Annotated in this window: 18 protein-coding genes and 6 pseudogenes; 7 read left to right on the forward strand and 17 right to left on the reverse strand. The window is 43.0% G+C overall.

Going from position 1 to position 25,142, the window contains the following annotated elements; translation table 11 throughout:
• Nucleotides 1-589: 589 nt before the first annotated feature.
• From JMX03_RS03445 to JMX03_RS03465, 5 genes and pseudogenes are all read right to left on the reverse strand, one after another.
• The gene (locus tag JMX03_RS03445; protein WP_201594490.1) at nt 590-1,531 is read right to left on the reverse strand and encodes a lantibiotic ABC transporter permease; all 942 of its coding nucleotides are present in this window, start codon (nt 1,529-1,531) and stop codon (nt 590-592) included.
• A gap of 373 nt (nt 1,532-1,904) precedes the next feature.
• Nucleotides 1,905-3,186 (reverse strand): annotated as a pseudogene (locus JMX03_RS03450) (IS256 family transposase).
• A 289-nt stretch (nt 3,187-3,475) separates the two neighbouring features.
• Nucleotides 3,476-5,232: pseudogene (tnpC, locus tag JMX03_RS03455) on the reverse strand (IS66 family transposase).
• Between the two features lie 42 nt (nt 5,233-5,274).
• Nucleotides 5,275-5,619, reverse strand: a complete 345-nt coding sequence (gene tnpB / locus JMX03_RS03460) for an IS66 family insertion sequence element accessory protein TnpB (RefSeq protein WP_201594492.1) — start codon at nt 5,617-5,619, stop codon at nt 5,275-5,277.
• A complete protein-coding gene (locus JMX03_RS03465; RefSeq protein WP_201594494.1) occupies nt 5,616-6,011 on the reverse strand; it encodes a transposase in 396 nt (131 codons plus the stop codon). Before JMX03_RS03465 ends, tnpB begins: the two co-directional genes overlap by 4 nt.
• A gap of 81 nt (nt 6,012-6,092) precedes the next feature.
• Between JMX03_RS03465 and JMX03_RS03470 the strand changes: the two are divergent.
• The 3 genes and pseudogenes from JMX03_RS03470 to JMX03_RS03480 form a co-directional block, all read left to right on the forward strand.
• Nucleotides 6,093-6,532: pseudogene (locus tag JMX03_RS03470) on the forward strand (recombinase family protein); the annotation flags it as partial.
• A gap of 57 nt (nt 6,533-6,589) precedes the next feature.
• Nucleotides 6,590-7,869 (forward strand): annotated as a pseudogene (locus JMX03_RS03475) (IS256 family transposase).
• Between the two features lie 23 nt (nt 7,870-7,892).
• Entirely contained in the window at nt 7,893-9,335 is a 1,443-nt protein-coding gene (locus tag JMX03_RS03480) for a site-specific integrase (RefSeq protein ID WP_201594496.1), read from the forward strand.
• Nucleotides 9,336-9,607: 272 nt separating this feature from the next.
• Here JMX03_RS03480 and JMX03_RS03485 read toward each other — a convergent pair whose 3' ends face one another.
• Nucleotides 9,608-10,729 (reverse strand): Fic family protein, encoded by a 1,122-nt coding sequence (locus JMX03_RS03485; RefSeq protein WP_011960001.1) that lies wholly within the window; start codon nt 10,727-10,729, stop codon nt 9,608-9,610.
• Between the two features lie 318 nt (nt 10,730-11,047).
• Between JMX03_RS03485 and JMX03_RS03490 the strand changes: the two are divergent.
• The 3 genes and pseudogenes from JMX03_RS03490 to JMX03_RS14930 all read left to right on the forward strand — a co-directional run bounded on the left by JMX03_RS03490 (nt 11,048) and on the right by JMX03_RS14930 (nt 13,174).
• A pseudogene (locus JMX03_RS03490) lies at nt 11,048-11,795 on the forward strand (IS5 family transposase).
• A 429-nt stretch (nt 11,796-12,224) separates the two neighbouring features.
• Entirely contained in the window at nt 12,225-12,968 is a 744-nt protein-coding gene (locus tag JMX03_RS14925) for an IS256 family transposase, variant Zn-binding type (RefSeq protein ID WP_455233739.1), read from the forward strand.
• Nucleotides 12,965-13,174, forward strand: a complete 210-nt coding sequence (locus JMX03_RS14930) for a hypothetical protein (RefSeq protein WP_227695251.1) — start codon at nt 12,965-12,967, stop codon at nt 13,172-13,174. The genes JMX03_RS14925 and JMX03_RS14930 overlap by 4 nt, the downstream gene beginning before the upstream one ends.
• A gap of 203 nt (nt 13,175-13,377) precedes the next feature.
• Here JMX03_RS14930 and JMX03_RS03500 read toward each other — a convergent pair whose 3' ends face one another.
• The 8 genes and pseudogenes from JMX03_RS03500 to JMX03_RS03535 form a co-directional block, all read right to left on the reverse strand.
• A complete protein-coding gene (locus JMX03_RS03500) occupies nt 13,378-14,883 on the reverse strand; it encodes a tripartite tricarboxylate transporter permease (protein WP_201594498.1) in 1,506 nt (501 codons plus the stop codon).
• Nucleotides 14,884-14,888: 5 nt separating this feature from the next.
• Nucleotides 14,889-15,344 carry a tripartite tricarboxylate transporter TctB family protein gene (locus tag JMX03_RS03505; RefSeq protein WP_201594500.1) on the reverse strand — a complete coding sequence of 152 codons (456 nt, stop codon included), beginning with the start codon at nt 15,342-15,344 and terminating at the stop codon, nt 14,889-14,891.
• Between the two features lie 97 nt (nt 15,345-15,441).
• On the reverse strand, nt 15,442-16,473 hold the full coding sequence (locus JMX03_RS03510; protein ID WP_201594502.1) for a Bug family tripartite tricarboxylate transporter substrate binding protein: 1,032 nt from the start codon (nt 16,471-16,473) through the stop codon (nt 15,442-15,444).
• Between the two features lie 269 nt (nt 16,474-16,742).
• Entirely contained in the window at nt 16,743-17,516 is a 774-nt protein-coding gene (locus JMX03_RS03515) for a sulfite exporter TauE/SafE family protein (RefSeq protein WP_227695253.1), read from the reverse strand.
• Between the two features lie 911 nt (nt 17,517-18,427).
• Complete coding sequence (locus tag JMX03_RS03520; RefSeq protein WP_227695255.1) at nt 18,428-18,670, reverse strand: DUF3817 domain-containing protein; 243 nt, start codon at nt 18,668-18,670, stop codon at nt 18,428-18,430.
• 27 nt (nt 18,671-18,697) lie between these two features.
• A pseudogene (locus JMX03_RS03525) lies at nt 18,698-19,446 on the reverse strand (IS5 family transposase).
• 380 nt (nt 19,447-19,826) lie between these two features.
• A complete protein-coding gene (locus JMX03_RS03530; RefSeq protein ID WP_265090443.1) occupies nt 19,827-20,687 on the reverse strand; it encodes a glutaredoxin in 861 nt (286 codons plus the stop codon).
• Between the two features lie 295 nt (nt 20,688-20,982).
• Nucleotides 20,983-21,678, reverse strand: coding sequence for a hypothetical protein (locus JMX03_RS03535; protein WP_201594504.1), 696 nt, complete (start codon nt 21,676-21,678; stop codon nt 20,983-20,985).
• A gap of 191 nt (nt 21,679-21,869) precedes the next feature.
• Here JMX03_RS03535 and JMX03_RS03540 point away from each other — a divergent pair, with 191 nt between their 5' ends.
• On the forward strand, nt 21,870-22,283 hold the full coding sequence (locus tag JMX03_RS03540) for a PaaI family thioesterase (RefSeq protein ID WP_201594506.1): 414 nt from the start codon (nt 21,870-21,872) through the stop codon (nt 22,281-22,283).
• 143 nt (nt 22,284-22,426) lie between these two features.
• Here JMX03_RS03540 and JMX03_RS03545 read toward each other — a convergent pair whose 3' ends face one another.
• From JMX03_RS03545 to JMX03_RS03555, 3 genes are all read right to left on the reverse strand, one after another.
• The gene (locus JMX03_RS03545; RefSeq protein WP_201594508.1) at nt 22,427-22,921 is read right to left on the reverse strand and encodes an META domain-containing protein; all 495 of its coding nucleotides are present in this window, start codon (nt 22,919-22,921) and stop codon (nt 22,427-22,429) included.
• Nucleotides 22,922-23,287: 366 nt separating this feature from the next.
• Nucleotides 23,288-23,980 (reverse strand): VIT1/CCC1 transporter family protein, encoded by a 693-nt coding sequence (locus JMX03_RS03550; RefSeq protein ID WP_201594510.1) that lies wholly within the window; start codon nt 23,978-23,980, stop codon nt 23,288-23,290.
• A 183-nt stretch (nt 23,981-24,163) separates the two neighbouring features.
• Nucleotides 24,164-24,913 (reverse strand): siderophore-interacting protein, encoded by a 750-nt coding sequence (locus tag JMX03_RS03555; RefSeq protein WP_201594512.1) that lies wholly within the window; start codon nt 24,911-24,913, stop codon nt 24,164-24,166.
• Nucleotides 24,914-25,142 lie beyond the last annotated feature (229 nt).

Consider the following 25,142-nt stretch of genomic DNA (forward strand, 5'->3'; position numbering starts at 1 on the left):
TAATATAATTAAACAATAGTCAGGCTGGTAAAACACGACACATAGTGTCGTTTAGGTATGAGTATTTACTAGAATTGGCTTTTTAAATAGGAATAATACAAATTTAGAATGCTCTAAATAAACCGAGTTTATAAAATCGGGAAGTGATTAATGGAGAGCATCGCACTGTCAAATCTTAGAGATCACTTTATGATTAACGTAATAGCCTATGGTATTTACTTCTATCACGGGCGCGTGGATTTAGATAATTAAGTCTGTCTATTTGTTCAACCAAAATCACATCGTTTGCATGAGCAGCTTCGATCAGCTGCATCAGCTTTGGAAGTACTAGCTTTGCTCCTGATTTACTCTAGACATAAACGCAGCAATTTTATGATCATTAGCAAGATGTATAAGTTTATTTTTGGTACGTTTAGCGTCTTATTGTTTTATTGATGCTCTAAGATACGCTTTGATAAACATAATCACCTAAAATAGTCTGTTATAAGTGGTCTGTTAATACGTTTGAGAGGTAGAAGAACTGTTTTCGCTAGGGGATACCCAAAAAAATCCTCTAAACGATAACTTATCTGTAAGTAGTCAGGGCGATTCAGAAACCTGATTTTAAATCTATAGGTCGAGTCGTATGGCGTTTTGCCATATATTTGCCCAGTAAGGGTAAGCAAAACATTGGTAATTGAAAAGCACCCAGTAACGGTAGAAAAACCGCACCCATAAAGGGTACAGTTATGGTGTAAGAAAGTAATACATTGCGTCCGCCACACACCAGCGCCGCGACAATAGCATTCTCATAGCCAAGACGCCGATATATTATATAAGCGGTAAAATAAAATACCAATGCCAATACCGAACTTAGCACTAGTAATAACAACGCTTGCCAGGGATTGTGGTCAAAGGTGGTACGAAATCCTGCCATCAGTCCCAGTGGAAACAACATCAGCAGTAAAATATTAAACTGCCCAATTTTGGGATAATAACGTAACAAAATAGCAGGTGGAACGAACCGACGCACTCCCACAGCTAGTAGCATTGGCATAAAAATATAAACTAACAAGCGTTTGACATAAAGACCAACGTCTAAATTCGAACTTTCATTGCCTAATAGCCATAATACGCCTAATAATGTGAATGGCATAATGAGCGTAGCAGCGATAGTTTTTGCCGTTGCCAGTTGTGCATCAAACCCCACCGCATTGACCAACGCACCACTACCAAACAATGGGGCAGTGGCACCAAGACCTGCAATCGCCAATAGCCAATCGTCACGTACACCGAGTGCATAAGCAGTTACTATTAAAGCTAGACTCATACCTCCGCTTTGTAATAAGGCAAAAACCCATACATAGCTTGTCGCTATACGCTTTAACAGCGCATATTGATCAATGCCTAGTAAAGTAAAAAACATCAAGAAGAACAATATTTGGGATAAATATACTAATACGGCATTGGATAAGTTTGGAAAAACAAAGCCCACAATGGCGCAAACTGGCATAATTAATGTGCTATGGCGCGCAATAAAACTAAGAAGCATGGCCTTTCCTAATAAAATTTTTTTCTTCGATACGTATGTTGAACCACGCTGGGATTATTTGATATTCAACAATCTTAGAGAATATGAAAATACCGAAGTGTCTCATATGTCTGCCACATCGATGCAAGACCGTCGCATATTCCGTGTAAGTGTCACTTATCTTGTATCAGTACTTCCACAAAACTTAGAATACTCTGGAACTTACATAGTGAGCAAAGCTTTCGCAATGTATGTTTATGCAACCAGTTTTCGATAATGCTTATACAAACTGTTTTTGAACCTAGGTATGTCAATGTGAAAGTAGAACGGTAAGGTGTTCAACGGTCGTCAGGGTACGAGCTCGAGCCCATCCCAGATTCTGTGTAACTGCCCTTTAGATTAAATGCTTACTAATACGGTCATCAAACATAATCATAAAGCGATTCAAAGCAGACGTCCAGTTACGGATTGGCATCGACCACTTTTTGGATGCCTGCTGAGTTGCTAAGTACACCACCTTGAATGCTGCCTGATCGGAGGGAAACACCTTACGCTTATTCACCGCTGTTCGAATGACACTATTTAGCGACTCTATCGCATTGGTGGTGTAAATGACTTTTCTGATGTCTTTAGGGTACTCAAAGAACACCGTTAAGCCCTCCCAGTTATTGCGCCACGACTTAACTACGTGCGGGTATTGTGTACCCCAAGTCTCATCGAACCTCTCAAGGTTAGCTTTTGCAAGCTCTATAGTATTAGCATCGTAGATGGCTTTTAAATCAGCGGCTACCGCCCTTTTATCCGTCCACGGTACGAACTTCATTGAATAGCGCACCATATGCACGATACACAGCTGAACCTTGGCTTTGGGGTAAACGGTGTTGATGGCATCAGGAAAGCCCTTTAGACCGTCAACACAAGCGATTAAGATGTCTTGTACCCCACGGTTTTGTAGCTCAGTGAGAACGCCTAGCCAGAACTTAGCGCCTTCATTCTCTGAGAGCCACATGCCAAGCAGCTCTTTTTTACCATCAAGTCCCACACCCAGCGCCAAATAGATCGCCTTGTTGATGATCTGCTTGTCTTGACGTATCTTCACAACGATGCAGTCCAAATAGACGATAGGATAAACACTACTCAGCGGCCGGTTCTGCCAAGCGGTGATGTCCTCTAATATGTTGTCCGTGACTCTTGAAACCAAGCTGCTTGAAATGTCGACATCGTAGAGCTCTTTGATACTCTCTACAATCTCGGTGGTGGTTTGACCTTTGGCGTATGAGCGAGGATCAGCAAGTGTCTGGGAGACACTTGCCCGAAGCGCAAGACGGAAGGCTATGCCTGTAGTGAAATATGATCTTGTCATCAAGGCCACTAATACGGGTTTGATGCTTACGCACTAAGGCAGGTTCAAAAGCGCCATCACGGTCTCTTGGGGTGGATATCTCAAGATCGCCTGTGTCACTGCGGACGGTCTTTTTAGTGTGCCCGTTGCGCTTATTAGGTTTATCCGCCTTCTCATGTTTGGGATAGCCAAGATGGTCTTCCATCTCGGCTTCAAGAGCGGTGTCGATAAACGACTGCATGAGCTGCTTCTGAAAGTCTTTGATGTCATCGAAGCTGTTCATACTACCAGCCATTTGCTCGGCCAGTTTCTTGATATCGGATTGGTTAGTCATTGCTTATTCTCCTGTTAGGGGATTATAAGCAGTTACACACTTTTTAGGAAAGGCTCACGAGCCATCCATCACACAGAGGATTTAGAAACCAGTAAATAATTTAGCAATAACAATAGGTAACTTTATAGTTTACTAACAATCATTAAGACGTATCCCAAACCACGCTCTTTGTTCTACCTTTTATCATGGTTTTACCAAACCTCTAATCCAGTTACTCATACTTCTCAAAGCTCAATTCACGTACTCATTCGTAAGCATCCGTAAGCATCCGTAAGCATCCGACCATCCCCTATTGCGATGGCATCCAGAGATGAGGTAACAACTCATCTAGATCATCTTGAATAGGCAGGCGTCTTAGCACGTCTGTCAAATAGGCAGACACATCCAAGCCATTTAAGCGAGCGGATTGAATGATTGACATAATATTCGCAGCACGCTGCCCACTTCGTAGCGAACCGGCAAACAACCAGTTTTTACGCCCAAGCGCCCACGGGCGCATCTGATTTTCCGCCCAATTATTATCAATCGGCAACCTCCCATCATCCAAATAACAAGTCAGCGCTTGCCAACGTTTTAGGCAATAATCAATCGCCTTAGTAATACTGGCATTCTTAGTGGTTAACTGTCTTTTTTCTTGTAACCATTGGTGCAGCTTATCCGCAATCGGTTTGGCTTTCTCTTGCCTGATTTTCCGGACTATCTGGGGATCTCTTGGCATTAGGGATGTGTTTTTGTCAAATCGCTCATCAATCTCACGTTCAACCGCATACAACTGCCTAAATAACGCTAATGCGTCAATGCTAATAACACTTTGTCCAGTAACGTGCAATTCATGAAACTTACGCCGTGCATGGGCCATACAACCGATTTCGCTCACGCCTTGATGAAATAAAAACTTATATCCACTGTAATCATCGCAAATCAGCTTACCGTGCCATTTGTCTAAAAAGGCTTTAGGGTGCTCATTACGACGGCTCTGGGCAAAGTCATACACCACCGCTTTTAATGAGTTGTGCTGTGGCGTGAGATACGCCCAAATATAGCCTTTCTTTAATGATTTACTGCCGGCTTTCACAGGGTTTTTCATGATAGACACCGGTGTTTCATCGGCATGTAAGATAGGCTCAGACTGTAATAGTTCATGCAAGCGACTGACTAAAGGCTCAAGGGCAACGCCGCAGCGTCCTACCCAGTCTGCCATAGTAGCATCGGGGATAGTTACCCCACTTCGCTGATAGATAATATTCTGCCGATATAGAGGCTGATGGTCTGCATACTTACTAATGAGAATGTGAGCAAGCAGCTCAGGGGTGGCGATGCTCTTGTTAATGATTTGCTTGGGTGCCGCCGCTTGATGAATGATCTCACACTCACGGCATACCCATTTTGGGTAGATGTGACGCTCAATATAAAACTGCTTAGGGATAATGCCAAGTTTGTCCTGTTTATCCTCCCCAATTCGCTTCATTTGACAGCCGCAGTCACAGACGGTGGTGAGTGGTTCATGAACCCAGGTTTTCACCTCAAGGTTGTCAGGAATAACCGTGTATTTAGCACGCTTTGCTTTTTAGGCTGATCAGTGGCTGAAGCTGGCAGCTCATCTGTGATCTCTTTGGCGGCTTTAAGCTCACCCTCATTAATGAGGGTTTCTGCCTCAGTACGTTCAATCGCAGGCAGCTTGGCAAGCTGATCTTGGGTTAAGTCGCTGCGGTAGTCATCTCGGATTTGTTCTAGTGCAGATAAATCTTCTTGCGCAGCTTCCTGATTTAAGTGGGTTTGTTTGGCACTTAAGCCTTCGCTCTTTTGTCCATACAGTTGATGGATGAGCCGCTTTTGTTTTTCGATGAGTTCAAGCACTTGTTCATATAGCTTGTGGTTTTCTTCAACCACTTGGTTAAAAAGCTGCTGTAGTTGATCGTGGCTTGTGTTCGTTTGAACAATCTGTTGTTGCAGGTGCTCATTACGCTGTTCAAGCAGGTGGATTTTCACCAGGAGCTCGGCGTAAATGGGGTCTTTCGATAAGTCGGATAGAGTGGCAACAGTCATGGTGCTATGTTGCCAGAGTTTTATTTGCCTGTCATCGGGTATTTATAGGATGGGGGTCAATGTATCTTTGCCCATGTTACGCCAAGGCAATCCACTGATTAAGGCATTAAATTGCTCACGGTTGATGCTGATGCCGGTTTGAGTGGGGGTGAGCTGCTTGGTTAAGCCATGAAACTTGCTGTCGTCTAGCTGACGGCTGCAAAGCCAAACCCCAAGTCCGTCATGAATGAATACTTTTAGGCGTGTGCCTGCTTTGTTGTAAAACAGGTAGGCACAGTGAGGGCGGATGCCTTGGTGCTGGGTGATGATGTGCGCCAGTAGTTTGCCGCTGCCACATCGCATGTCCATGGGCGCGGTGGATAGCCAGATGTGAGTGATGGGTATCATTGTAGGCCTCGTAGTAGGTCAATCAAACTTTGGGTGTCTATTTGGGCAATAGTAAGGCTTATGGACCCAGGTCCTGGGGCTCTGATTTGCAGCTTGATGTTTTGTATGACGGAGGGTGAGGACAGATGAGTTGCTTGAGGTTCAAGGCGGATTGGGATAAAGCAGGGGTTTGGATCATGAGGACTGTTTATGGCAGCAGGTAATATGCCAGTTTGAGTCTTTTTGCGGTGATGCTGACGTTTCCAATTATGTAGAAGGTTCTGGTTGATGCCATGGTCTCGAGCGATACTGGCAATTGATCGCCCTGAACTTTCAGCTTCTTGTACTAAAAGTTCTTTAAACTCAGCACTGTAAGTTCTACGTTTGGGTTTGTTAGGTGGTTGTGTTGTCATATTAGTGTCCACGATTATTAATCGTGGACACTATCTCGCATTTTTTAAGTGAGGAAAAGATGGGATGGTCGGATGCTTACGTTAAAGGACGCTGAGCAAGGCGATATTCTGCTGGTTGAAAGCGTGGATAGATTAAGTAGATTATCTCAAGATGATTTTGCGATTCTAAAGCAGCGTATCAAAGACAAGGGTTTACGATTGGTGGTGGCTGATCTACCAACTACGCATACGGTAAGTAAAGGCATGACAGGTGAGATCCTAACAGTGATTAACCATATGCTGATCGACTTATTAGCAACGATGGCAAAGCTTGATAACGATAAGCGTAGAGAGCGTATTAAGCAGGGATTGGCTAACAGTGGCTATAAACCTACTGGAAAGAAAGCCAATGTAGCAAAACACAATCGTATTAGAGAGTTAGATAGTTAGATAGTCAAAACAATATGACAAAGGAGGAGATCGCTAAGGCAGTTGGTGTTGGGGTGGCTACCGTTTATCGAGTATTAAAGCAAGGAGGATGATGAGCCTTTCCTAAAAAGTGTGTAACTGCTTATAATCCCCTAACAGGAGAATAAGCAATGACTAACCAATCCGATATCAAGAAACTGGCCGAGCAAATGGCTGGTAGTATGAACAGCTTCGATGACATCAAAGACTTTCAGAAGCAGCTCATGCAGTCGTTTATCGACACCGCTCTTGAAGCCGAGATGGAAGACCATCTTGGCTATCCCAAACACGAGAAGGCGGATAAACCTAATAAGCGCAACGGGCACACTAAAAAGGCCGTCCGCAGTGACACAGGCGATCTTGAGATATCCACCCCAAGAGACCGTGATGGCGCTTTTGAACCTGCCTTAGTGCGTAAGCATCAAACCCGTATTAGTGGCCTTGATGACAAGATCATATTTCACTACAGGCATAGCCTTCCGTCTTGCGCTTCGGGCAAGTGTCTCCCAGACACTTGCTGATCCTCGCTCATACGCCAAAGGTCAAACCACCACCGAGATTGTAGAGAGTATCAAAGAGCTCTACGATGTCGACATTTCAAGCAGCTTGGTTTCAAGAGTCACGGACAACATATTAGAGGACATCACCGCTTGGCAGAACCGCCGCTGAGTAGTGTTTATCCTATCGTCTATTTGGACTGCATCGTTGTGAAGATACGTCAAGACAAGCAGATCATCAACAAGGCGATCTATTTGGCGCTGGGTGTGGGACTTGATGGTAAAAAGAGCTGCTTGGCATGTGGCTCTCAGAGAATGAAGGCGCTAAGTTCTGGCTAGGCGTTCTCACTGAGCTACAAAACCGTGGGGTACAAGACATCTTAATCGCTTGTGTTGACGGTCTAAAGGGCTTTCCTGATGCCATCAACACCGTTTACCCCAAAGCCAAGGTTCAGCTGTGTATCGTGCATATGGTGCGCTATTCAATGAAGTTCGTACCGTGGACGGATAAAAGGGCGGTAGCCGCTGATTTAAAAGCCATCTACGATGCTAATACTATAGAGCTTGCAAAAGCTAACCTTGAGAGGTTCGATGAGACTTGGGGTACACAATACCCGCACGTAGTTAAGTCGTGGCGCAATAACTGGGAGGGCTTAACGGTGTTCTTTGAGTACCCTAAAGACATCAGAAAAGTCATTTACACCACCAATGCGATAGAGTCGCTAAATAGTGTCATTCGAACAGCGGTGAATAAGCGTAAGGTGTTTCCCTCCGATCAGGCAGCATTCAAGGTGGTGTACTTAGCAACTCAGCAGGCATCCAAAAAGTGGTCGATGCCAATCCGTAACTGGACGTCTGCTTTGAATCGCTTTATGATTATGTTTGATGACCGTATTAGTAAGCATTTAATCTAAAGGGCAGTTACACAGAATCTGGGATGGGCTCGTTAGGATTACGGTACATTGATATAGAAGGCCTAAATTCATCGTCTCCGTCACTTGTTGTTCGTAGTAATCCTTATCGTGATTTAAAAACAGCTGGCAGCAATCGTAGAATCCCTATTTATGCTTTGTTGCAGCCAGACGAGTTGGCATTATTTATAAGATACACACAAAGTACTGTCGGTCTTAATCCTAGAAGCTTTATATTCACACTATCTTCTGAAAAGACGCCAATTGATGATCACGTACCGCTACAACTGCTAAGACGTATCTTACAGGACATCCCAAAAAAGCCAGGTAATAAGCCGGAGCAAACCTTTCATGCGTTTCGACATACGGCGGTTACTAATTTATCACTTGTACTATGTGGTGATACTGAGCTTGTTAAAGCTTTGACTGATTATAACGAAGAAGACATTAAACGGATCAAATATGGCGTTCTTGGTGAGCATCTTAATGCGCAAGATCGCTGGTACGCTCTATCTGGAATCATGGGTCATTTATCACCGCAGCGCAGTTTTGAGTATTACAACCATATCGCTGTTTTAATGGCAACTTATGCGCTAAGCGGCGCTAATATTAAGCTGCCAGTTGTTGCCATTAACAACGTCACTGGCATCAATAGAAAAAGGCTTAAAGAGAATGATGCCATTATCGACCATAACGACGTCAGCCTAACTAGCGTCCGAAAGTTGTTGTTTCGAAGTCTTAGTCAGCGCAAATATGAAGCGCCTCGCTTATGTATTAAAAACACGACCCTTTTAGTCGATTCACAAAGTAGGACAGAAACGTTATTTATGCGCTATGGCATGAATAGCATTTGGTTCTTATTACAGCAAAATGCTTTAGGCATAGCTTTAAACCAGGCTGCAATAATGGTTAATATTGATTTACACGACGCAGATATCATTATAAATCGAGCGCGAAAAGTAGCCAATGTGACCTCGAGCCATGATAACCCTAGATTCATTGGAACAAATGGCCTTCCAAAAAGTATTCAGTACAAAAGTGATTATAGATTACTGTCTTCACTGCAAAGCAGTGCTCAAAAACTACGAGATAACTCATTAGATGATTGGCAGTGGTTTATAGCTCTATGCCAAGAGCATCTATCTTACAGTAAGGCGTTTGTTCCTTTTTCAATCAAAGAAAAGAAAGCGTTACGACGTTTTATCAAAATTGCCAAACAATTACTGCCAGCGAAAAATTGGCTAGTTGCTCATCCTGCGGCATCACAAGTCCATCTTAATTTAGCTGATATGAAGGGATTGCGTAGCATCAGTAAAGATAGTATGGGTACGTTCAACATTGGAATCGCTTTGATTGATAACAGATCCTCTGTAAATGATAAATGGCAATTTTCTCCGTTGCTGCGATTTTTTGTTTATATGGTATTGATTACGGATGAAGAGTTAGTGATTTTAGATAATGCGTCATAAGTTATTTAAGTTTGCTTCGGTGTTCGACAGCGACGCCTAGAATTTAAAAATCAGTGAATCTACTATCAATAATGGGGTAGGCAGGGTTATGAGCAATGAGCTGAGTGAGCTATGCTGAAGAAACCGTAGAGGTAAACTTGGTAAACTAAGCGTATTAATCGGAGCTTACCAGAAACAAGAAAACTACCTCCCAGAGCCAAATTTAAGAATGAAGCTGTCAAGAAGGTTGCGGGAGGGTATAACTAGGACTAGCTGTCAATCAGTGCCCAAGCTTATAAAACAATCTCATAATTTGTACTACGCCCTGAAGCAGCGGACTTCTCTAACATTCCTTTTTCTATCAAATCATTGATATCTCGAAGTGCGGTATCAATCGAGCACTTATTAATAGTCGCCCATTTTTTAGTGGTCAACTTGCCGTAAAAGTCACTCATCAAACTATTAAGCATCTTAATCTGTCTATCATTTAACGCATGATGTCGATGCATCTGCCAAAAGTTGGCTTTATCCATAATTTTATCGGTGGTCGCTTGAGCTGCAAGTAAAGCGTCTTTCAGCGTTTCTAAAAACCAAACCAGCCACAAAGTAATATCGCGATCGCCTTTTTGTGTACGTTCCAACACCTTATAATAATCATTGCGCCGATTTAGAATTTGCGCGGACATACTATAAAAGCGCTGAGCGCTACCATCACTTTTTGCTAGCATTCGCTCCGTGATTGCTCTTGTCAGCCGTCCATTACCATCATCGAAAGGATGCAACGTCACAAACCATAAATGCGCGATACCCGCTTTAATGACCAAATCTAAATTATCTTGCTGGCTAGACGGCATATTAAGCCACTGTAAAAAAAGATCCAACTCATCAAAAATCCTGTCTGCATGAGGAGCAACAAAATGCACTCGCTCTCGGCCATAGCCTCCTGAAACTACTTGCATAGCGCCTTGACTATCATCCCGAAGCTTGCCAACTTTAATACGATAAAGCCCGCTATAGCCTTCTGGGAACAGAGCTCGATGCCAACCGAGCAAATCTTCTAACAATAAGGGCTTTTGATAGTGGAATGTTGCATCTAGCATCATCTCAACCACTGCATCAATTTCTCGTGAGGCTGCAGGCATATTATGGTCATCAACCCCTAAATGCCGAGCAACAGAGGATCTTACTTGATCTGTTTTTAAAATTTCACCTTCGATCTCAGATGTTTTAACGATTTCAAGAGTAACGGCGTCTAACTGAGCTTCAACATTTAAATCAAATCCTAGTGTCAGCAATTTTCCGAGAAGCTGACCTTGAAGCAATCGCACTTGGCTTACCAGCGGCAACAGTTTTTTATCTGACCATTGCCAATCTGTCCAATTGGGGTGTTCATGAATATAAGTAACGTGTTTCATAATAAGACCAAAACCTGCAGAAGTTAGAGGGCTATTCTCCTTATATTATGCAGAGATTAAACTTAATAAACAAGGAAAGTCATCGCCGAAATGATGAGTTAAACCTAGCCTTTTTAGTAAAAAGGACAGAAAAAGTGGAGAAAATATAGGTAATTAGCTCAAAAAACCGAGGAGGGAGTGGAGGTAAAAACACTATAATTTTATAGTGCCTATTTACGAAATAAATCTAATATGATTTTAGGGCGTGTCATCAATTAGCGTAGATATTTCAGAATAAGCTATACTTAGATCGTATTTAGGAATTTGAGCTCAATGACTATGACAAGACGACATGCCCTACGTGATGACCAATGGGAGAGAATTAAAGACATTCTACCTGGTAAACCAAGTGACGTTGGTGTTACTGCAAAGGATAACCGCTTGTTCGTAGAAGCGGTTCTGTACCGTTACAAGACCGGCATACCTTGGCGTGACCTACCTGAACGCTTTGGCGACTTCAGAGTGATTCATACTCGTTTTAGTCGCTGGTCAAAAAAAGGCGTATGGGAGCAGGTTTTTAATCAACTCTCTGAACAATCCGATGACGAATATGCCATGCTAGATGCCACGATTGTTAAAGCCCACCAGCACAGTGCTGGAAAAAAGGGATCAAGCCATTGGACGCAGCAAAGGTGGACTGACGACTAAAATACATACTCGAACAGATGCGCTAGGCAATCCTACTGGCTTTTATCTAACAGGTGGGGCAGCTCATGACCTGTGTGGCTCAGATGAATTGCTTGATGTCAGTATTAGCCAAACGTGGCTTGCCGATAAAGCTTACGATGCTGATGCCCGCGTTATTGAACCGATTAAAGCAGTGCAAGGTAATGCAGTTATACCATCTAAGTGTCATCGGCTGCAGCCAAGAGACTTCGATAAAGAGCTTTATAAAGCGAGGCACCTAATAGAGCACTTCTTTGCCAAGATTAAGCAGTATCGTGCGACTGCCACACGCTATGATAAGTTAGCCAGTCATTTCCTTAGTGCCATTCACTTAGTTTCTTGTGTCGTTTGGCTTAATTGATGACACGCCCTAAATAACTTTGCGTTTTCGTGAAGTTAAAAATCGCTGTAGGCATTATAAATAAAGGGATGTAATATAAGATACATTTATGGGTTTTGGTTGACCTACCTTGACATGGTAGAGGTCGTTGGTTCGAATCCGATTACGCCTACCAGATTCGAAAATCCCCAATCTCATGATTGGGGATTTTTTTTGCCTGTAATATAAGGGCTGTCGCGGAAAAATTCTGCTCGCAGCGCTTTGTAGGTAGGGGAGAGGTTATAGTAGTCGCATCTTACTTTGCTGATGCTAGCAACTAATGCAATTTTAATAAGAAACACAGATATCGCTATAGGATCGTTTGCTATTGCACTGACATTGCTAGATTTGATTATGAGGTGTAATGGACATTATTCATGCTGACACAGGGTCTAACGCTATATACTGTCTATATTTGCAAGGAATCAACGCTATGAATCAAAAAACTGCCCTTTTTGTAGTGATAAACACACTAAAAAGAATGGACGCAAACTAGGCAAACAACAGTACCAATGCCTATCTTGCAAACGGCAGTTTTTAGGGGGCACAAGACTCAATAACCAAATGCTTTGGACTGAATATACGCAAGGGAAACAGACGTATAAACAACTGGCTGACAAGTACCACTGTAGTCTTAAAACCATTCAAAGACGCTTAGACAAAGTGAGTATTGAGTACCAAATCAAACGACCTAAGCGTGCTAATATCATCATGGACACGACCTATTTTGGCCGTGGGTTTGGTCTCATGGTATTTATGGACAACGCTACTAGAATGGTTCTCCATTACGCTATAGTCAGTCATGAAACCAATAGTGCCTATAAGCAAGGGATTGATTACTTAAAGGTGCTAGGCATTGATATACAAAGCATCACCTGTGGTGGTAGACGAGGACTTAGAACGCTATTTACCAGTACTCCTTGTCAGATGTGCCAGTTTCACCAGATACAAATAGTGACTCGCTACCTGACTCGTCGCCCTAAGAATATCGCTAGCATTGAGCTTAGGCAGCTTACTTTGACCCTAACACAGCTTGATAAAGCCGCGTTCATAAAGTGCTTAGATCACTGGTACCTGACTTACGAAGCCTATCTCAGTGAACGTAGTACCAATGAGGATACGGGTAGAACTTGGTACACGCATAAGCGTCTTTGAATGGTGGTTATAGTAGCCTGCGAACCAACAGTGATTGGCTGTTTACTTATCAAGAATATGAGCACTTAGATATACCAAATACAACCAATACGCTTGAAGGTTTATTTAGTGAGCTCAAGCGGCAATTACACAGTCATCATGGCTTAAATGAGCACCGTAAGTTACGGTTTATTAAAGACTTTTTACTCTCAAAGTCACGCAAATAGCATGAATTATGTCCATTAGCGACTACCTTCTACTTTTTAGCATGAATTTTGTCCATTACACCGATTATGATGATACTGTTTTCAGGCTATACAGTAATTATGTTGATAGTAAGGCATGCAGTGACTTTAGCTAAAAAAACGGTGGTTATACATAGGGTACAACCACCGTAGAAAAAAAATTTAAAGAATAATATAACTTAAGCCTAAATGGCAGACTTCTTAAAGCGTTTACGATACATTTTACGAATGATAGGCATAAACACCATCATCAGAGCCAGAATCCATAATGATATGGTAATTGAGCTACTCCATAAAATAGACAGCTCGCCTTGAGAGATGGATAGCGCTCGTCTGAGGTTAGACTCCATCAGCTCGCCTAATACATAACCCAAAATAAGCGCTGATAATGGAAAGTTGAGCTTGCGTAAAAAATAACCAAATATGCCAAGAGCAACCATGAATACCAAGTCAAAGGTGGTACTGTTGATAGAATAAACCCCAACAAAACTAATAGCAGCAATGGAAGGTATAAGGATATAGTTTGGCACATCAAGTAATTTGGCAAAAAAACCAACCAAAGGTATGTTCATCACTAATAAGATGACATTACAAATAAACAAAGATGCGATAAGGCCCCAAACAATATCAGGCTGCTCAGTAAATAACTGCGGACCAGGTGTAATATTATATAAAGTCAAAGCGCCCATCATGACCGCTGTCGTACCAGATCCTGGTACACCTAAGGTTAGCATCGGTACGAATGAACCACAGGCTGAAGCATTATTTGCTGCCTCAGGTGAGGCCAAACCGCGCAGATCACCTTCGCCAAACTTGCCGTCATCGCCAGCGATTTTGCGTTCACTCGCATAAGTCATGGCACTGGCAATCGTAGCGCCTGCACCAGGTAAAATACCGACGACGAAACCCATTAGGCCACTACGTATCATGGCGCCTAAAGTAAACATCAACTCCTTTAAGTTGAATAAGCTACGCTTACCTTGTTCGACTACTTTTTGACCAGTACTGGTTCTTTCAAGTAGTATCAAAATCTCACTAATACTAAAGAATCCGATAACGATAGTGGTGAATTGAATACCATCAGAGAGATTGACGGAATCAAAAGTAAAGCGATAAATACCAGTAACGGCGTCGACACCGACAGTGGCAAGACCTAGACCTATCAGCGCTGAGACTGCTGTTTTGATAGGCTGATCACCTACTAAACCACTTAAACAAGTGATAGCAAATACCATTAATACAAAGTATTCAGCAGGTCCAAAGGATACCGCCCATTTGGCCAATAGTGGTGCAAACAGTACTACACCGATGGTTGCAATAGTGGCACCAACGAATGAAGCAACTGCTGATATTGATAAAGCAATACCTGCTTTGCCTTGTAGGGCGAGAGGGTTACCATCCAACGACGTCATGACAGCAGCTGCAGATCCTGGTACGTTTAGCAAAATCGCAGAAATACGTCCGCCATACTCACAACCAAGATAAACTGCCGATAGCAGAATTAGAGCACTCTCTGGTGGTAAGCCAAGTGCGAATGCGAACGGTAGTAATATCGCCACACCGTTAATAGGGCCAAGACCAGGTAACATACCTACAACAGTACCAATAAAAGCACCAATGAGGGCTATTAATAAGTTCTTGGGTGTCGATGCAACAGCAAAGCCTTGCATTAAAAAGTCAAAGGTTTCCATAATAGTTATCCCATTATTCCTGATAGTAATCCTAGTGGCAAAATGACATCTAAAGCCATATCAAACAGGGCGTACAAGGCAATACTAATTACAACTGAAAAGATAAGGCTTCTAATAGGATTACCTGCAAATAGTAAACCAATGGCAAAACACATCAATGTGGTGGCAATAACAAAACCTAAGGGCTCGAATATAAGACTATAAATTAGCAAGGTGATAACACACAAAACTAAATTTCTAAGAACTACCTTGTTATAGCCCAATTCAATAATTTTAGTAAATCGCGCGGGACGGAAGGCAATAATCAAGAACAAAAGCGCCATTAGAGAAAAAATCAAAATAGGATAAGGTCGGGGACCTATTGGATCATAGGCGACGGGGGCAACATAGCCAATGGCTAAGTATATTAAGAATAAGCTAAATAGTCCCATCACCCCAGAAAATGCGCGTTCCATTGTCATAAGGAGTACTCCTTGAGTTTTAGGGCAAAAAGGCTGACAAATAAATACATTGTCAGCCTTCAAAAAATACTATGAATACATAGTATTTGATCCATGGTTATTGGGCTTCAACAAGACCATACTCAGCAGACAATTCGCGTAGCTCACTAGTACGCTTATAGACGTAAGCTTGCAGCTCTTCTCCAGTCATAGAGAATGGTAGTAACTCCTGCTGCTCGCGTATTTCAGCGAACTTTGGGTCGGCAAGCATGGTATCAAAGCTCTGCTTCCACCAGTCATAGGCTGCAGGGCTAACATCTGGACCCATATAGAATCCACGTACTACTGGCCAAGTGACATCATAGCCCTGCTCTATAGCAGTTGGGATATCAGCCATAGAGCCGCCCAATCTTTCTTCTGAAAACACGGCTAGTACGTTTAATTTACCAGCACTGGCTTGTGGCATTAGCTCAGCGATACCAGCGCTAACAACGTTGACATGATTGCCCATTACTGCTGTGACAGCCTCACCACCACCTTCCATCGCGACATAGGTCATGTCACTAGGATTGACGCCAGCTGCTTTCGCTAAAATAGCTGTCTGCATCCAATCTTGACCACCAACACTACCACCAGCTGCGAAACTGACCGCTTTTGGGTCTGATTTGAGAGCGGACATTAGATCTGGCAGAGTCTTGATTTCTGACTCTGCATTGACAGCGATAGCGCCGTAATCAGTACCAACGCCCGCGAGCCATTTTACGTCTTGTTCAGTGAATTTACCGAATTTACCTTGAGATAAGTTCAAAATAGACCCTGTGGAAAAGGCAATAATAGCGTCTTCATTAGAGCGATCATTAGCCACGATTTTGTTGTAAGCCACAGCGCCTACACCACCTGGCATATAGGTGACCCGCATTGGGTCTTCTAGGATGCCAGTATCTTTCAAGCCCGCTTGAGCAAGCTTACAAGTCAAGTCAAAGCCGCCGCCTGGTTTTGCTGGAGCAATACATTCTGGACGTGAAGGCCCAGCAAACTCGCTTGAGCCATCTGTCGCGGCTGCATCTGTACTTGCAGTTTCATTGGCGTTATTACAGGCAGTCAAAGAAAGTATAGAAAGACCAAGGGCTAGATAGGATAGTTTTTTCACACGACACTCCTTGTGTGTATTAACATTCGATAGAATCTTTATTAAAATAATCTAATCGTTACCGTTGAAGTAAAGATTAGGTTAAAAAAGAGTTACTCAGCTACGTAACAGGATATTTCCTCTTCACTTTGCAAAAGTAACAGAATATCCTGAAAATAACAAGAAATATATATATACATATAGTTATAACAAGAAATAAAAGGGTTCAAAGACTCATTATGAAGTGGTTATTACTATAACTCGATAGGATAAGTAAGGTGATGTAGTGGTTACAGCAGCATATCGATGTTTCTAATAATCATGATGAGACCACTGATGACCATTAGTATGAGTAGCATGACTCTAAATTGGCCGATGCTCATTCCCGCCAAAAACCGTTTGCCAATGACATTGCCAATAATGGCACCTAGCCCTAGTACAAAGGCATACAACCAGAGCTTGGCAGTAAGTGCGCCAAAAAAAGTATAGCCACTGATTTGTATAATACCCACAAAGAAAGAGTTGGCGGTTTTGGTGGCGATTAGGGTTTCTTTTTCTAATCCTGCGTTCATATAAAAAGGGTTTAGTATAGGGCCGAGACCACCTACTAGGGTACTCATAAAAGCAATGAAAAAGCCCAAAGGAATAAACCCAGCTTTTGGCATATCAAAAGTTTTGCTCACTTTACCAAACTTATATTGGAAGATAGTAGATACTAAAAAGACGCCAACCAATAACTGAATCCAGTCTGCGTCCAAACGACTAAAAACCAATGCTGCCAGCCATGCCCCCACGGTAGCACTTGGTACGTAGTATTTGGTCAACGACCAATCGATATCATGCCAGAATAAATAAAGCCGTGAGGCGTTACTCATAAAGGTAGCCGAGTTAATTACAGGTGGGGCAACCGCTGCTCCTAGCATCCAAGAAGTGACTGGTATGAGTAGCATGGCACCGCCACCACCCGATATGGTGGAGATGATAAAAGCCACCATGCCAGCGATAAATAGGCCTACTAAATGCCAATTTGGGATGGCTTGCAATAGATCTAAAACAATGGACACTATGAAATCCTATTCTAGGAATTACACCAAGTAGTGATTTTTTACATAATCAATGTACGGCTCATAAAAAGCTTAGGCTGGCGGGAGATAGTTTTATTTGCCAGCTTAAATGTGGCTATCTGTTTGTTTCAAAGATTGAGCAACTCTATTCAGGTCAATTCCAGCTTATTAGAAGAAAGTTCTAGTAAGGTGGTGATAGAAAAATCATATCGCAATAATGAAAATAGTGAAGTGATATTTTTACCCTGTATTGAACCATGCCATTAAATTCTTCTGCATAGGTGTTATCGAGGGTGTTGGCCGAAGAGCAAGGTGAAAGGCTGCGAGCCTAAACTAAAATTAGTATACAACCTTTTAACGCTGCTCATAACTCACCTATGCGGTGATAGAGCCCTAAACTTAAAGTTTCTCGATAGATGATTATAAGTCATCGTTAAGCTTCCATTAATTTAATACACTGACAGTTAAATGGGTAGCTTGAAGCTGTTTTAATAGATAAGGCTGACCATAAATGAGTTAGTCAGGATGCTGCGCGTTATGACAAGCGGATAGAATGTTAACTTATAGCCATGATTTTCAGTAACTACTCTTTGAGTAGTTTATAACTTAATTAAAGTATTAGGAAAGGGCGCTATGTTATCTAGTTATAGAGAAGATAATTACTTTATTACCAGAGCACTCCCAGTCTTGGTAAGTTTATTAGTGATTTATGCTGTGCTTTTATTTTTAGTAGTTCCTGTTAATGCAGTAGCTTTGGCTATTTTATTATAGTGTGATCCCAACTTTTCTGCATGCAAACGTAGGTATGCTGCTTTTTACTTGGGTAGCAGTAGTCTGGTTTTTGAACTAGCTTTAGAGTGTTTAAAAGTCAGACAGGCTTTAAAAATAACCAGACCTCTTAAAGCAGCATTTTAAGAGGTTTTCTTCAAACTCTTTTTTAATAGATGATCGAATATAAACGGCCCAAAAGGTAAAAAGGAGCCGAGCACGCCTGCGGGCATAGCCCAGATAGGCATTTTGATTTTGGTGGTTGCTCCTAGCAGTATCAAGATGTAGGCGATGAATAATACACCGTGTGCCATACCGATATATTTGACAGCTTCTGGGATGCCCATCATGTACTTTAGTGGCATGGCAATGAAGAGTAATAACAAAAAAGAGGTGCCTTCTAGGGCGTGTCATCAATTAAGCCAAACGACACAAGAAACTAAGTGAATGGCACTAAGGAAATGACTGGCTAACTTATCATAGCGAGTGGCAATCGCACGATACTGCTTAATCTTGGCAAAGAAGTTCTCTATTAGGTGCCTCGCTTTATAAAGCTCTTTATCGAAGTCTCTTGGCTGCAGCCGATGACACTTAGATGGTATAACTGCATTACCTTGCACTGCTTTAATCGGTTCAATAACGCGGGCATCAGCATCGTAAGCTTTATCGGCAAGCCACGTTTGGCTAATACTGACATCAAGCAATTCATCTGAGCCACACAGGTCATGAGCTGCCCCACCTGTTAGATAAAAGCCAGTAGGATTGCCTAGCGCATCTGTTCGAGTATGTATTTTAGTCGTCAGTCCACCTTTGCTGCGTCCAATGGCTTGATCCCTTTTTTTCCAGCACTGTGCTGGTGGGCTTTAACAATCGTGGCATCTAGCATGGCATATTCGTCATCGGATTGTTCAGAGAGTTGATTAAAAACCTGCTCCCATACGCCTTTTTTTGACCAGCGACTAAAACGAGTATGAATCACTCTGAAGTCGCCAAAGCGTTCAGGTAGGTCACGCCAAGGTTTGCCGGTCTTGTAACGGTACAGAACCTCTTCTACGAACAAGCGGTTATCCTTTGCAGTAACACCAACGTCACTTGGTTTACCAGGTAGAATGTCTTTAATTCTCTCCCATTGGTCATCACGTAGGGCATGTCGTCTTGTCATAGTCATTGAGCTCAAATTCCTAAATACGATCTAAGTATAGCTTATTCTGAAATATCTATGCTAATTGATGACACGCCCTAGGTAACCCATAATCGTCAGGCTCTTTAATGTACGGTTTTGTTTGTTGGTGAGGGTGGGTATTTGTTCGAGAGTTGGCTGCGCCTGTAGCACTGTGTTTTCCTTTTATGATGACCAATCAATAACTTGGCGAGTGTTTCAATGTCGCGTTTCAATGTCGGTATGATACGGGATATGCTTAGCGCTTTGAAGGTTTAATTGATTGCAGCTGTCACTGCTTATGTCACGCCTTACTCGGATGGTTTTGAAATACTAGGACTATTCTAAGAAGGCGGCTTCTCTTTAAACGTTTTTTAGCACTTTTATATAAAGGCTCGAAGCAACATATAACTGCCCATACCAAACATCATGACATTTTCTGTTAAGGAGATAGCACCCAAGGGCACCTTGCTGTCGCCGCCCATACAGGCACAGGTCAGCTCGCGCTTATCAATGTATACCGCTTTAATAACTGAAATGCCGCCTATCAGACCGATAGTCAGCGCTACCGCACCCGCTATTGGATTGAGCCACGGCTGATTGGCAAGCATGGCGATACCTGCAAAGGCTTCAAAAAACGGATAAACATAGGCATAACGAACTACCCGCTGAGCCAATAAATCATAGCCCAAAAAGCTGGTGGTAAAGCTTTCTAAATCTTCTAGCTTTTTGATGGCGAGCACACACATAGAGAGCGCTACGAACCACATGAGCGCCTGCATCGACAGGACGTTGACAGATAGCGCCCAACATAATGCCAAGGTCATTAAGGCAGTGACAGAAAATATGGCAATGACTGGTGTGTAAGTCTTTTCATCTTCTGCTTTTGGCTCGCTATTGCCCAAAAATACCTGCAGCTCATCATTGCCACCGATGCGCTTGCCATCGATAAAGGTTTGCGGTGTGGTCTCAACGCCTAAGTTGTCTTTGACTAAGCTGTTTTGCTCGTCATTGGTGATATGACGATCGATGATATCGTAACCTGCGCGCTTGAGCGCATCTAATGACTTTAGGCCAAATGGGCATAAATGATCGGACATCACCATGCGAAAGATGATTGCTGATTGACCAGCATCTTGCGTGATATGTTCACCAGGCAGGGTTTCGATAAGCTGCTGTACTTTAGGATCATGGCTATCAGCAATAGGCTGGCTAGCAGACGATTTATTAGCCTCTGTAATCATGGCAGACCTCCCTTCTGTTTTATCACTCGCTACTCGTTATTTATCACAAGCTACTGATTATTATGAGCTACTGATTATTTACGAGTTGCTCACTATCAGCCTATAAGCGTGTCTAACTATAGTCTTTACCAATCTTGTTATTTTTCTTAGGTTTCATGATAAGCAAAACACCGATTCGTTTTTTAAGGCAGTAACTTATTTTTAAAACAAGAATAAGGGGGCTAAATCAATTGATCTAGCCCCCTTATTTCATACCAGTAGCACTGTACCTATTTTAAAGTGTGTTAACTATAGATTACTGTTCGGTAAATACTATAGCTTTAGTACCTTCAGCAGTGGGGAGGTTAATAGTCAGCCTGCTCGTCAAGATATCGCCTCGGGCATTGATTTTGTAGCATTCTGCCGTTGTTCCCTTAGGCTCAGCACCTAGCAAAGCATTTTCTGAGCTATTGATACAGAACCATGCCGTGTTGTTGCTGTCTCGCGTCAGAGACCAGTCTTGGCTATAACTGCCTATCTTGTTACGTTTGCTGCTATCGCTATAGACATTTTCCGTGATCAATTGATCGGAGTCGCCGACCTGAGCCATCTTGGGTATGGTACTCGTTTGAGTGGCCAGCGAGTACTCGCCTGAGCTGTCAGTGTAGCCGTGGAATACTAAGGGGTTCAGGGTGAAGTAGTTGATAGCGACTGATTGATCGGTGATTTGATTGTTCGACTTAGTGATGGTGTTTATCTCGCTACCTTGAACTTGTTTATTATTGAACAGCATATTGCCTTTGGGCGTGACTTTTATCTCTGCTGTAATGGTTTGGTTGCCTACCACCGAGACCAAATTTTGCTGACGCTCTTTGGTATAGATATTGAGCATGGCGGTCTCAACAGGGTACTGAGTCACGACTTGACTGCCAGTCGTTGTTCCACTATTCATACCTGTTGCACAAGCGCTTACGCTTAGTCCAGCCACAATACACAATCCTAGTGCTTTCATTGTTTAATCCCTCAGTTTGTTTGAATTAATGCTATAGTCGGAGCACTTTTAAACCGCTACAGTGTTATCCGCCCTAGATGTACTTAGTGTACTATCTGTGGTCGGTCGCCTTGTAGCGATTTTAAAATTCCTTGACTATATAAATGTCTACTATAATAGAATTTTAGGATAATGACACTAAAGGAGTAGGTATGTCTGCGAGTAAAGAAGAGATTGTTGCCTTTTTGGCAGCGGAGTTTCCCCAAACTAAATGCAAGGTCGAGGCAGTAGGGGAGAATGGCGCAACCTTGTCGCACGATATTGGGATAGACGAGCTGCGTCCGGGTGGCACGGTCTCTGGCCCTGTATTGATGAGCATTGCCGATGTCGCCATCTATGTAGCGATACTCGGTCGGATTGGTATCGTACCCTTGACCGTGACGACGAGCTTGTCTATTAATTTTTTGCGCAAACCCTCTGCAGCAGCCCGCATCATTGCAGAATGTACTTTGATGAAAGTGGGGCGTACGCTCATCGTCGGCGAGGTGGCTTTATATTCAGAAGGTTCTAGCGATATGGTCGCACACGTGGTCGGCACCTATTCTGTGCCACCCAAACGTGACTAAGTGGCTGTCAGACAAGATGGCAGTTATGTACATTCACAATAACGCCCCACGTAGTCGTGAGGCGTTATTTTTTATTATTATCCAAGAGACACTTTATCAAAGAGATATTTTGTCTTGTCTTTCAGTGAGCAGTTAATGTACTGCTACTGGGTTTTTGCGACTGCTTTAAACTGTACGACTTGGTTTGCGTTGGTAATGGTTAATACTGGCACGTTGTTAGCATTTTTACCCAAGCTGTATTTACCATCTACGGTAGCAAGGGTGGCGGTATCAAAGCTGGCTTGTGGCTCTGGGCATGCCATCATCGTGCTTCTGCCGTGACCCAGCTGTACATCACCATTTACCACCTCATAGCTAGCTGCTATGTTGTTGCAAGTGTTCATAAAGCTGACAAGGTTGTTGCCATCCACTTCCATAAAGTTTAGCGTCAAAGGTTTGGCGGGATCATAAAATAATTGAGAAACCTTTTCGCCATTGCTACGTTTTGCGTCGACAAGTTGCCAATTATGAGCCTGTAGGATATCTGAAGTGATGGGCTGTGTACTTGGTGTGGTAGAGCCAGGCGTCGTTTGGCAACCCGCTGCCAGCGCACTAATAGCAAGGGTACTGGCCATTATTATTTTAGTCATGTTTTTCATAAAGATCCTCTTAAAAGTATTAATTTATTATTTTTGCATAAATGCTCGTTATAAATTTTTGCTAACAACGATTGCTAACAACCAATGACCAAAAGCATAGTTAGGCGCTACTGTGTAGGCGCTGATGCTGTTGTTAAATGTCGGCATCGTTGTTAAGCGCCTGCATTCTTGCAGAGGTGTCAGCGAGATACAAGGAGGAATTACTTTTTGAATACCTTAATAGGTCTTTACTTACAAACGCGCGCTGATACAGACGTATCGTTCTAGGATGCGTTACGAAAAAGTAATGAGCGCTAAAAATAAACTGGGCTCTAAACCGTTCTAGTCATTTGAAAATAAAACTGTCATACTTTTAAATTGAATCTGCTACACCCCAAGTAATCGCCCAATAAGTGATGTTGCGACCATGGCCAATACACCCCACACGACGACGCGAGTGACAGCAGGGAGAGTGGGTGCACCGCCCAAGCGCGCCGATACCATGCCAAGTAGGACTAAGCCGACTATGGTCAGCGCGGCCAATGACCAAACAAGGATCTGGGCTGGAAACACCAAGATGCCGATGACAGGAAATATGGCACCAGTAATAAAGGCCAATGCGGAGGCAATGGAAGCTTGCAGGGGCTTTGCTTGACTGATTTCGGTTAGCCCTATCTCGTCACGGGCATGAGCTTCAAGTGCATCGTGCTCAGTTAGGGCGACGGCAACTTGATGTGCTAATTCTTGATCAAGTCCACGCTGCTCATAGATTGTTGTCAGCTCGACAAGCTCCCGCTCAGGATTATGCGTCAGCTCGTAAAGCTCTTTTTTTAAATCAGCCTTTTCAGTATCTGCTTGTGAGGACACAGAGATATACTCACCAGCCGCCATCGACAAAGCCCCTGCAGTCAGTGACGCCAATCCTGTCAGTAATAAGGTTTGGCTGCTCGCGTTTGCGGCGGCAACACCAACCAGTAAACTGGCGGTAGAAATGAGTCCATCATTGGCGCCAAGTACCGCTGCTCTGAGCCATTGACTTCGGTTACTTAGGTGCGGCTCATCGTGAATAGAGTATGACATAGACATCCTCAAAAAATACAAACGCTCAGAGGACAGTTTAACCTGTAACGGATCACAGGGTTAGAGCGTGTTGCATATTTTGTATGAATGTTTGTATGAATGAGCGCTTCAGCCGTATAATTTTTTTGCCACCTCTGTAATTCTTCGCCGCTACTCCAAACAATTTTAACGAGCCCCTGACTGTTAATTCAGCAGCTCGGTCTGCGCATCCTGACGCTTTTCTACTTTATGCTGATCTTCGGTGTTGTCGACTTTCCAGTAGCTCGATATGTATAAATGCGTTTTGGGCAGTTGTTGGATGGTTTTAAAGTAATGCCTGAGCGCGCGCATGCTATGGAACTCGCAAGCTGCCCACACCGCAGGTTGTCCATCAAGCCAAGCAAGCGCTTTGACACGCTCAAGCAAAGGACAATCGTTAGCATTGGGGCTGGCATTGATAACCCAATGTATCTCCATGTTTTTCGGTTTATTTAATATCTGCATGTCCAATTCAGTGGTTACTTCCAGCACTGCATACCCTCGTGCGTCATCGGGCAATTGAGCAAGGTTGACCGAAATAGCTGGTAGCGCCGTCATATCTCCTGCCAACAAAAACCAGTCTGCCGCATTATTGATGAGCTTCTTTGGCCCAGGGCCACCCACCAATATTTGCTGACCAGGCTGAGCATTGCGTGCCCACATCGATGCAGGGCCTTCAGCGTCATGAAGGGCAAAGTCGACATCTATCGCGTCATCGCGTTGCGCGCTTACGGTATAGGTACGCATCAGTGGTCGCGTGTCATTAGGTTGAGGAAACAGCAGTTTGATATAAGCGCTTTCTTGATCTTCTGGAAAGTCTGATAATCCGTTCCCGCCGAGGGTGACGCGGCGCATATTTGGCGTGATGTATTTAGCATCAAGCACCTCTAGCATTCTGGGTGTCGGTTTTGCCATCTTAAGGTTTTCCTTTATTTAGGGGTGAGCGTTTGCTGTATATGAAAGTTTACCTAAGGCATGAGTGCAACCTTATCGATACAGCGTGTGTTACGCATGATTTATTGTGTTAATTCTTACAAGAATTTTATTACGCTTATTTTTCTATTGAAATTTTAATAGCGTTCAGTTATTATCTGCAACGGTCATTATAAATGATAATCATTACTATTAACATTAATATTTGTTT

The sequence above is a fragment of the Psychrobacter fulvigenes genome, from assembly GCF_904846155.1.
GTDB lineage: Bacteria > Pseudomonadota > Gammaproteobacteria > Pseudomonadales > Moraxellaceae > Psychrobacter > Psychrobacter fulvigenes.

Coding starts and splice junctions, on each gene's coding strand:
- JMX03_RS03445 (WP_201594490.1), bottom strand. CDS start 1,531: ATGCTTCTTAGTTTTATTGCGCGCCATAGCACATTAATTATGCCAGTT.
- tnpB (WP_201594492.1), bottom strand. CDS start 5,619: ATGATACCCATCACTCACATCTGGCTATCCACCGCGCCCATGGACATG.
- JMX03_RS03465 (WP_201594494.1), bottom strand. CDS start 6,011: ATGACAACACAACCACCTAACAAACCCAAACGTAGAACTTACAGTGCT.
- JMX03_RS03480 (WP_201594496.1), top strand. CDS start 7,893: ATGGGCTCGTTAGGATTACGGTACATTGATATAGAAGGCCTAAATTCA.
- JMX03_RS03485 (WP_011960001.1), bottom strand. CDS start 10,729: ATGAAACACGTTACTTATATTCATGAACACCCCAATTGGACAGATTGG.
- JMX03_RS03500 (WP_201594498.1), bottom strand. CDS start 14,883: ATGGAAACCTTTGACTTTTTAATGCAAGGCTTTGCTGTTGCATCGACA.
- JMX03_RS03505 (WP_201594500.1), bottom strand. CDS start 15,344: ATGACAATGGAACGCGCATTTTCTGGGGTGATGGGACTATTTAGCTTA.
- JMX03_RS03530 (WP_265090443.1), bottom strand. CDS start 20,687: ATGATTACAGAGGCTAATAAATCGTCTGCTAGCCAGCCTATTGCTGAT.
- JMX03_RS03535 (WP_201594504.1), bottom strand. CDS start 21,678: ATGAAAGCACTAGGATTGTGTATTGTGGCTGGACTAAGCGTAAGCGCT.
- JMX03_RS03540 (WP_201594506.1), top strand. CDS start 21,870: ATGTCTGCGAGTAAAGAAGAGATTGTTGCCTTTTTGGCAGCGGAGTTT.
- JMX03_RS03545 (WP_201594508.1), bottom strand. CDS start 22,921: ATGAAAAACATGACTAAAATAATAATGGCCAGTACCCTTGCTATTAGT.
- JMX03_RS03550 (WP_201594510.1), bottom strand. CDS start 23,980: ATGTCATACTCTATTCACGATGAGCCGCACCTAAGTAACCGAAGTCAA.
- JMX03_RS03555 (WP_201594512.1), bottom strand. CDS start 24,913: ATGGCAAAACCGACACCCAGAATGCTAGAGGTGCTTGATGCTAAATAC.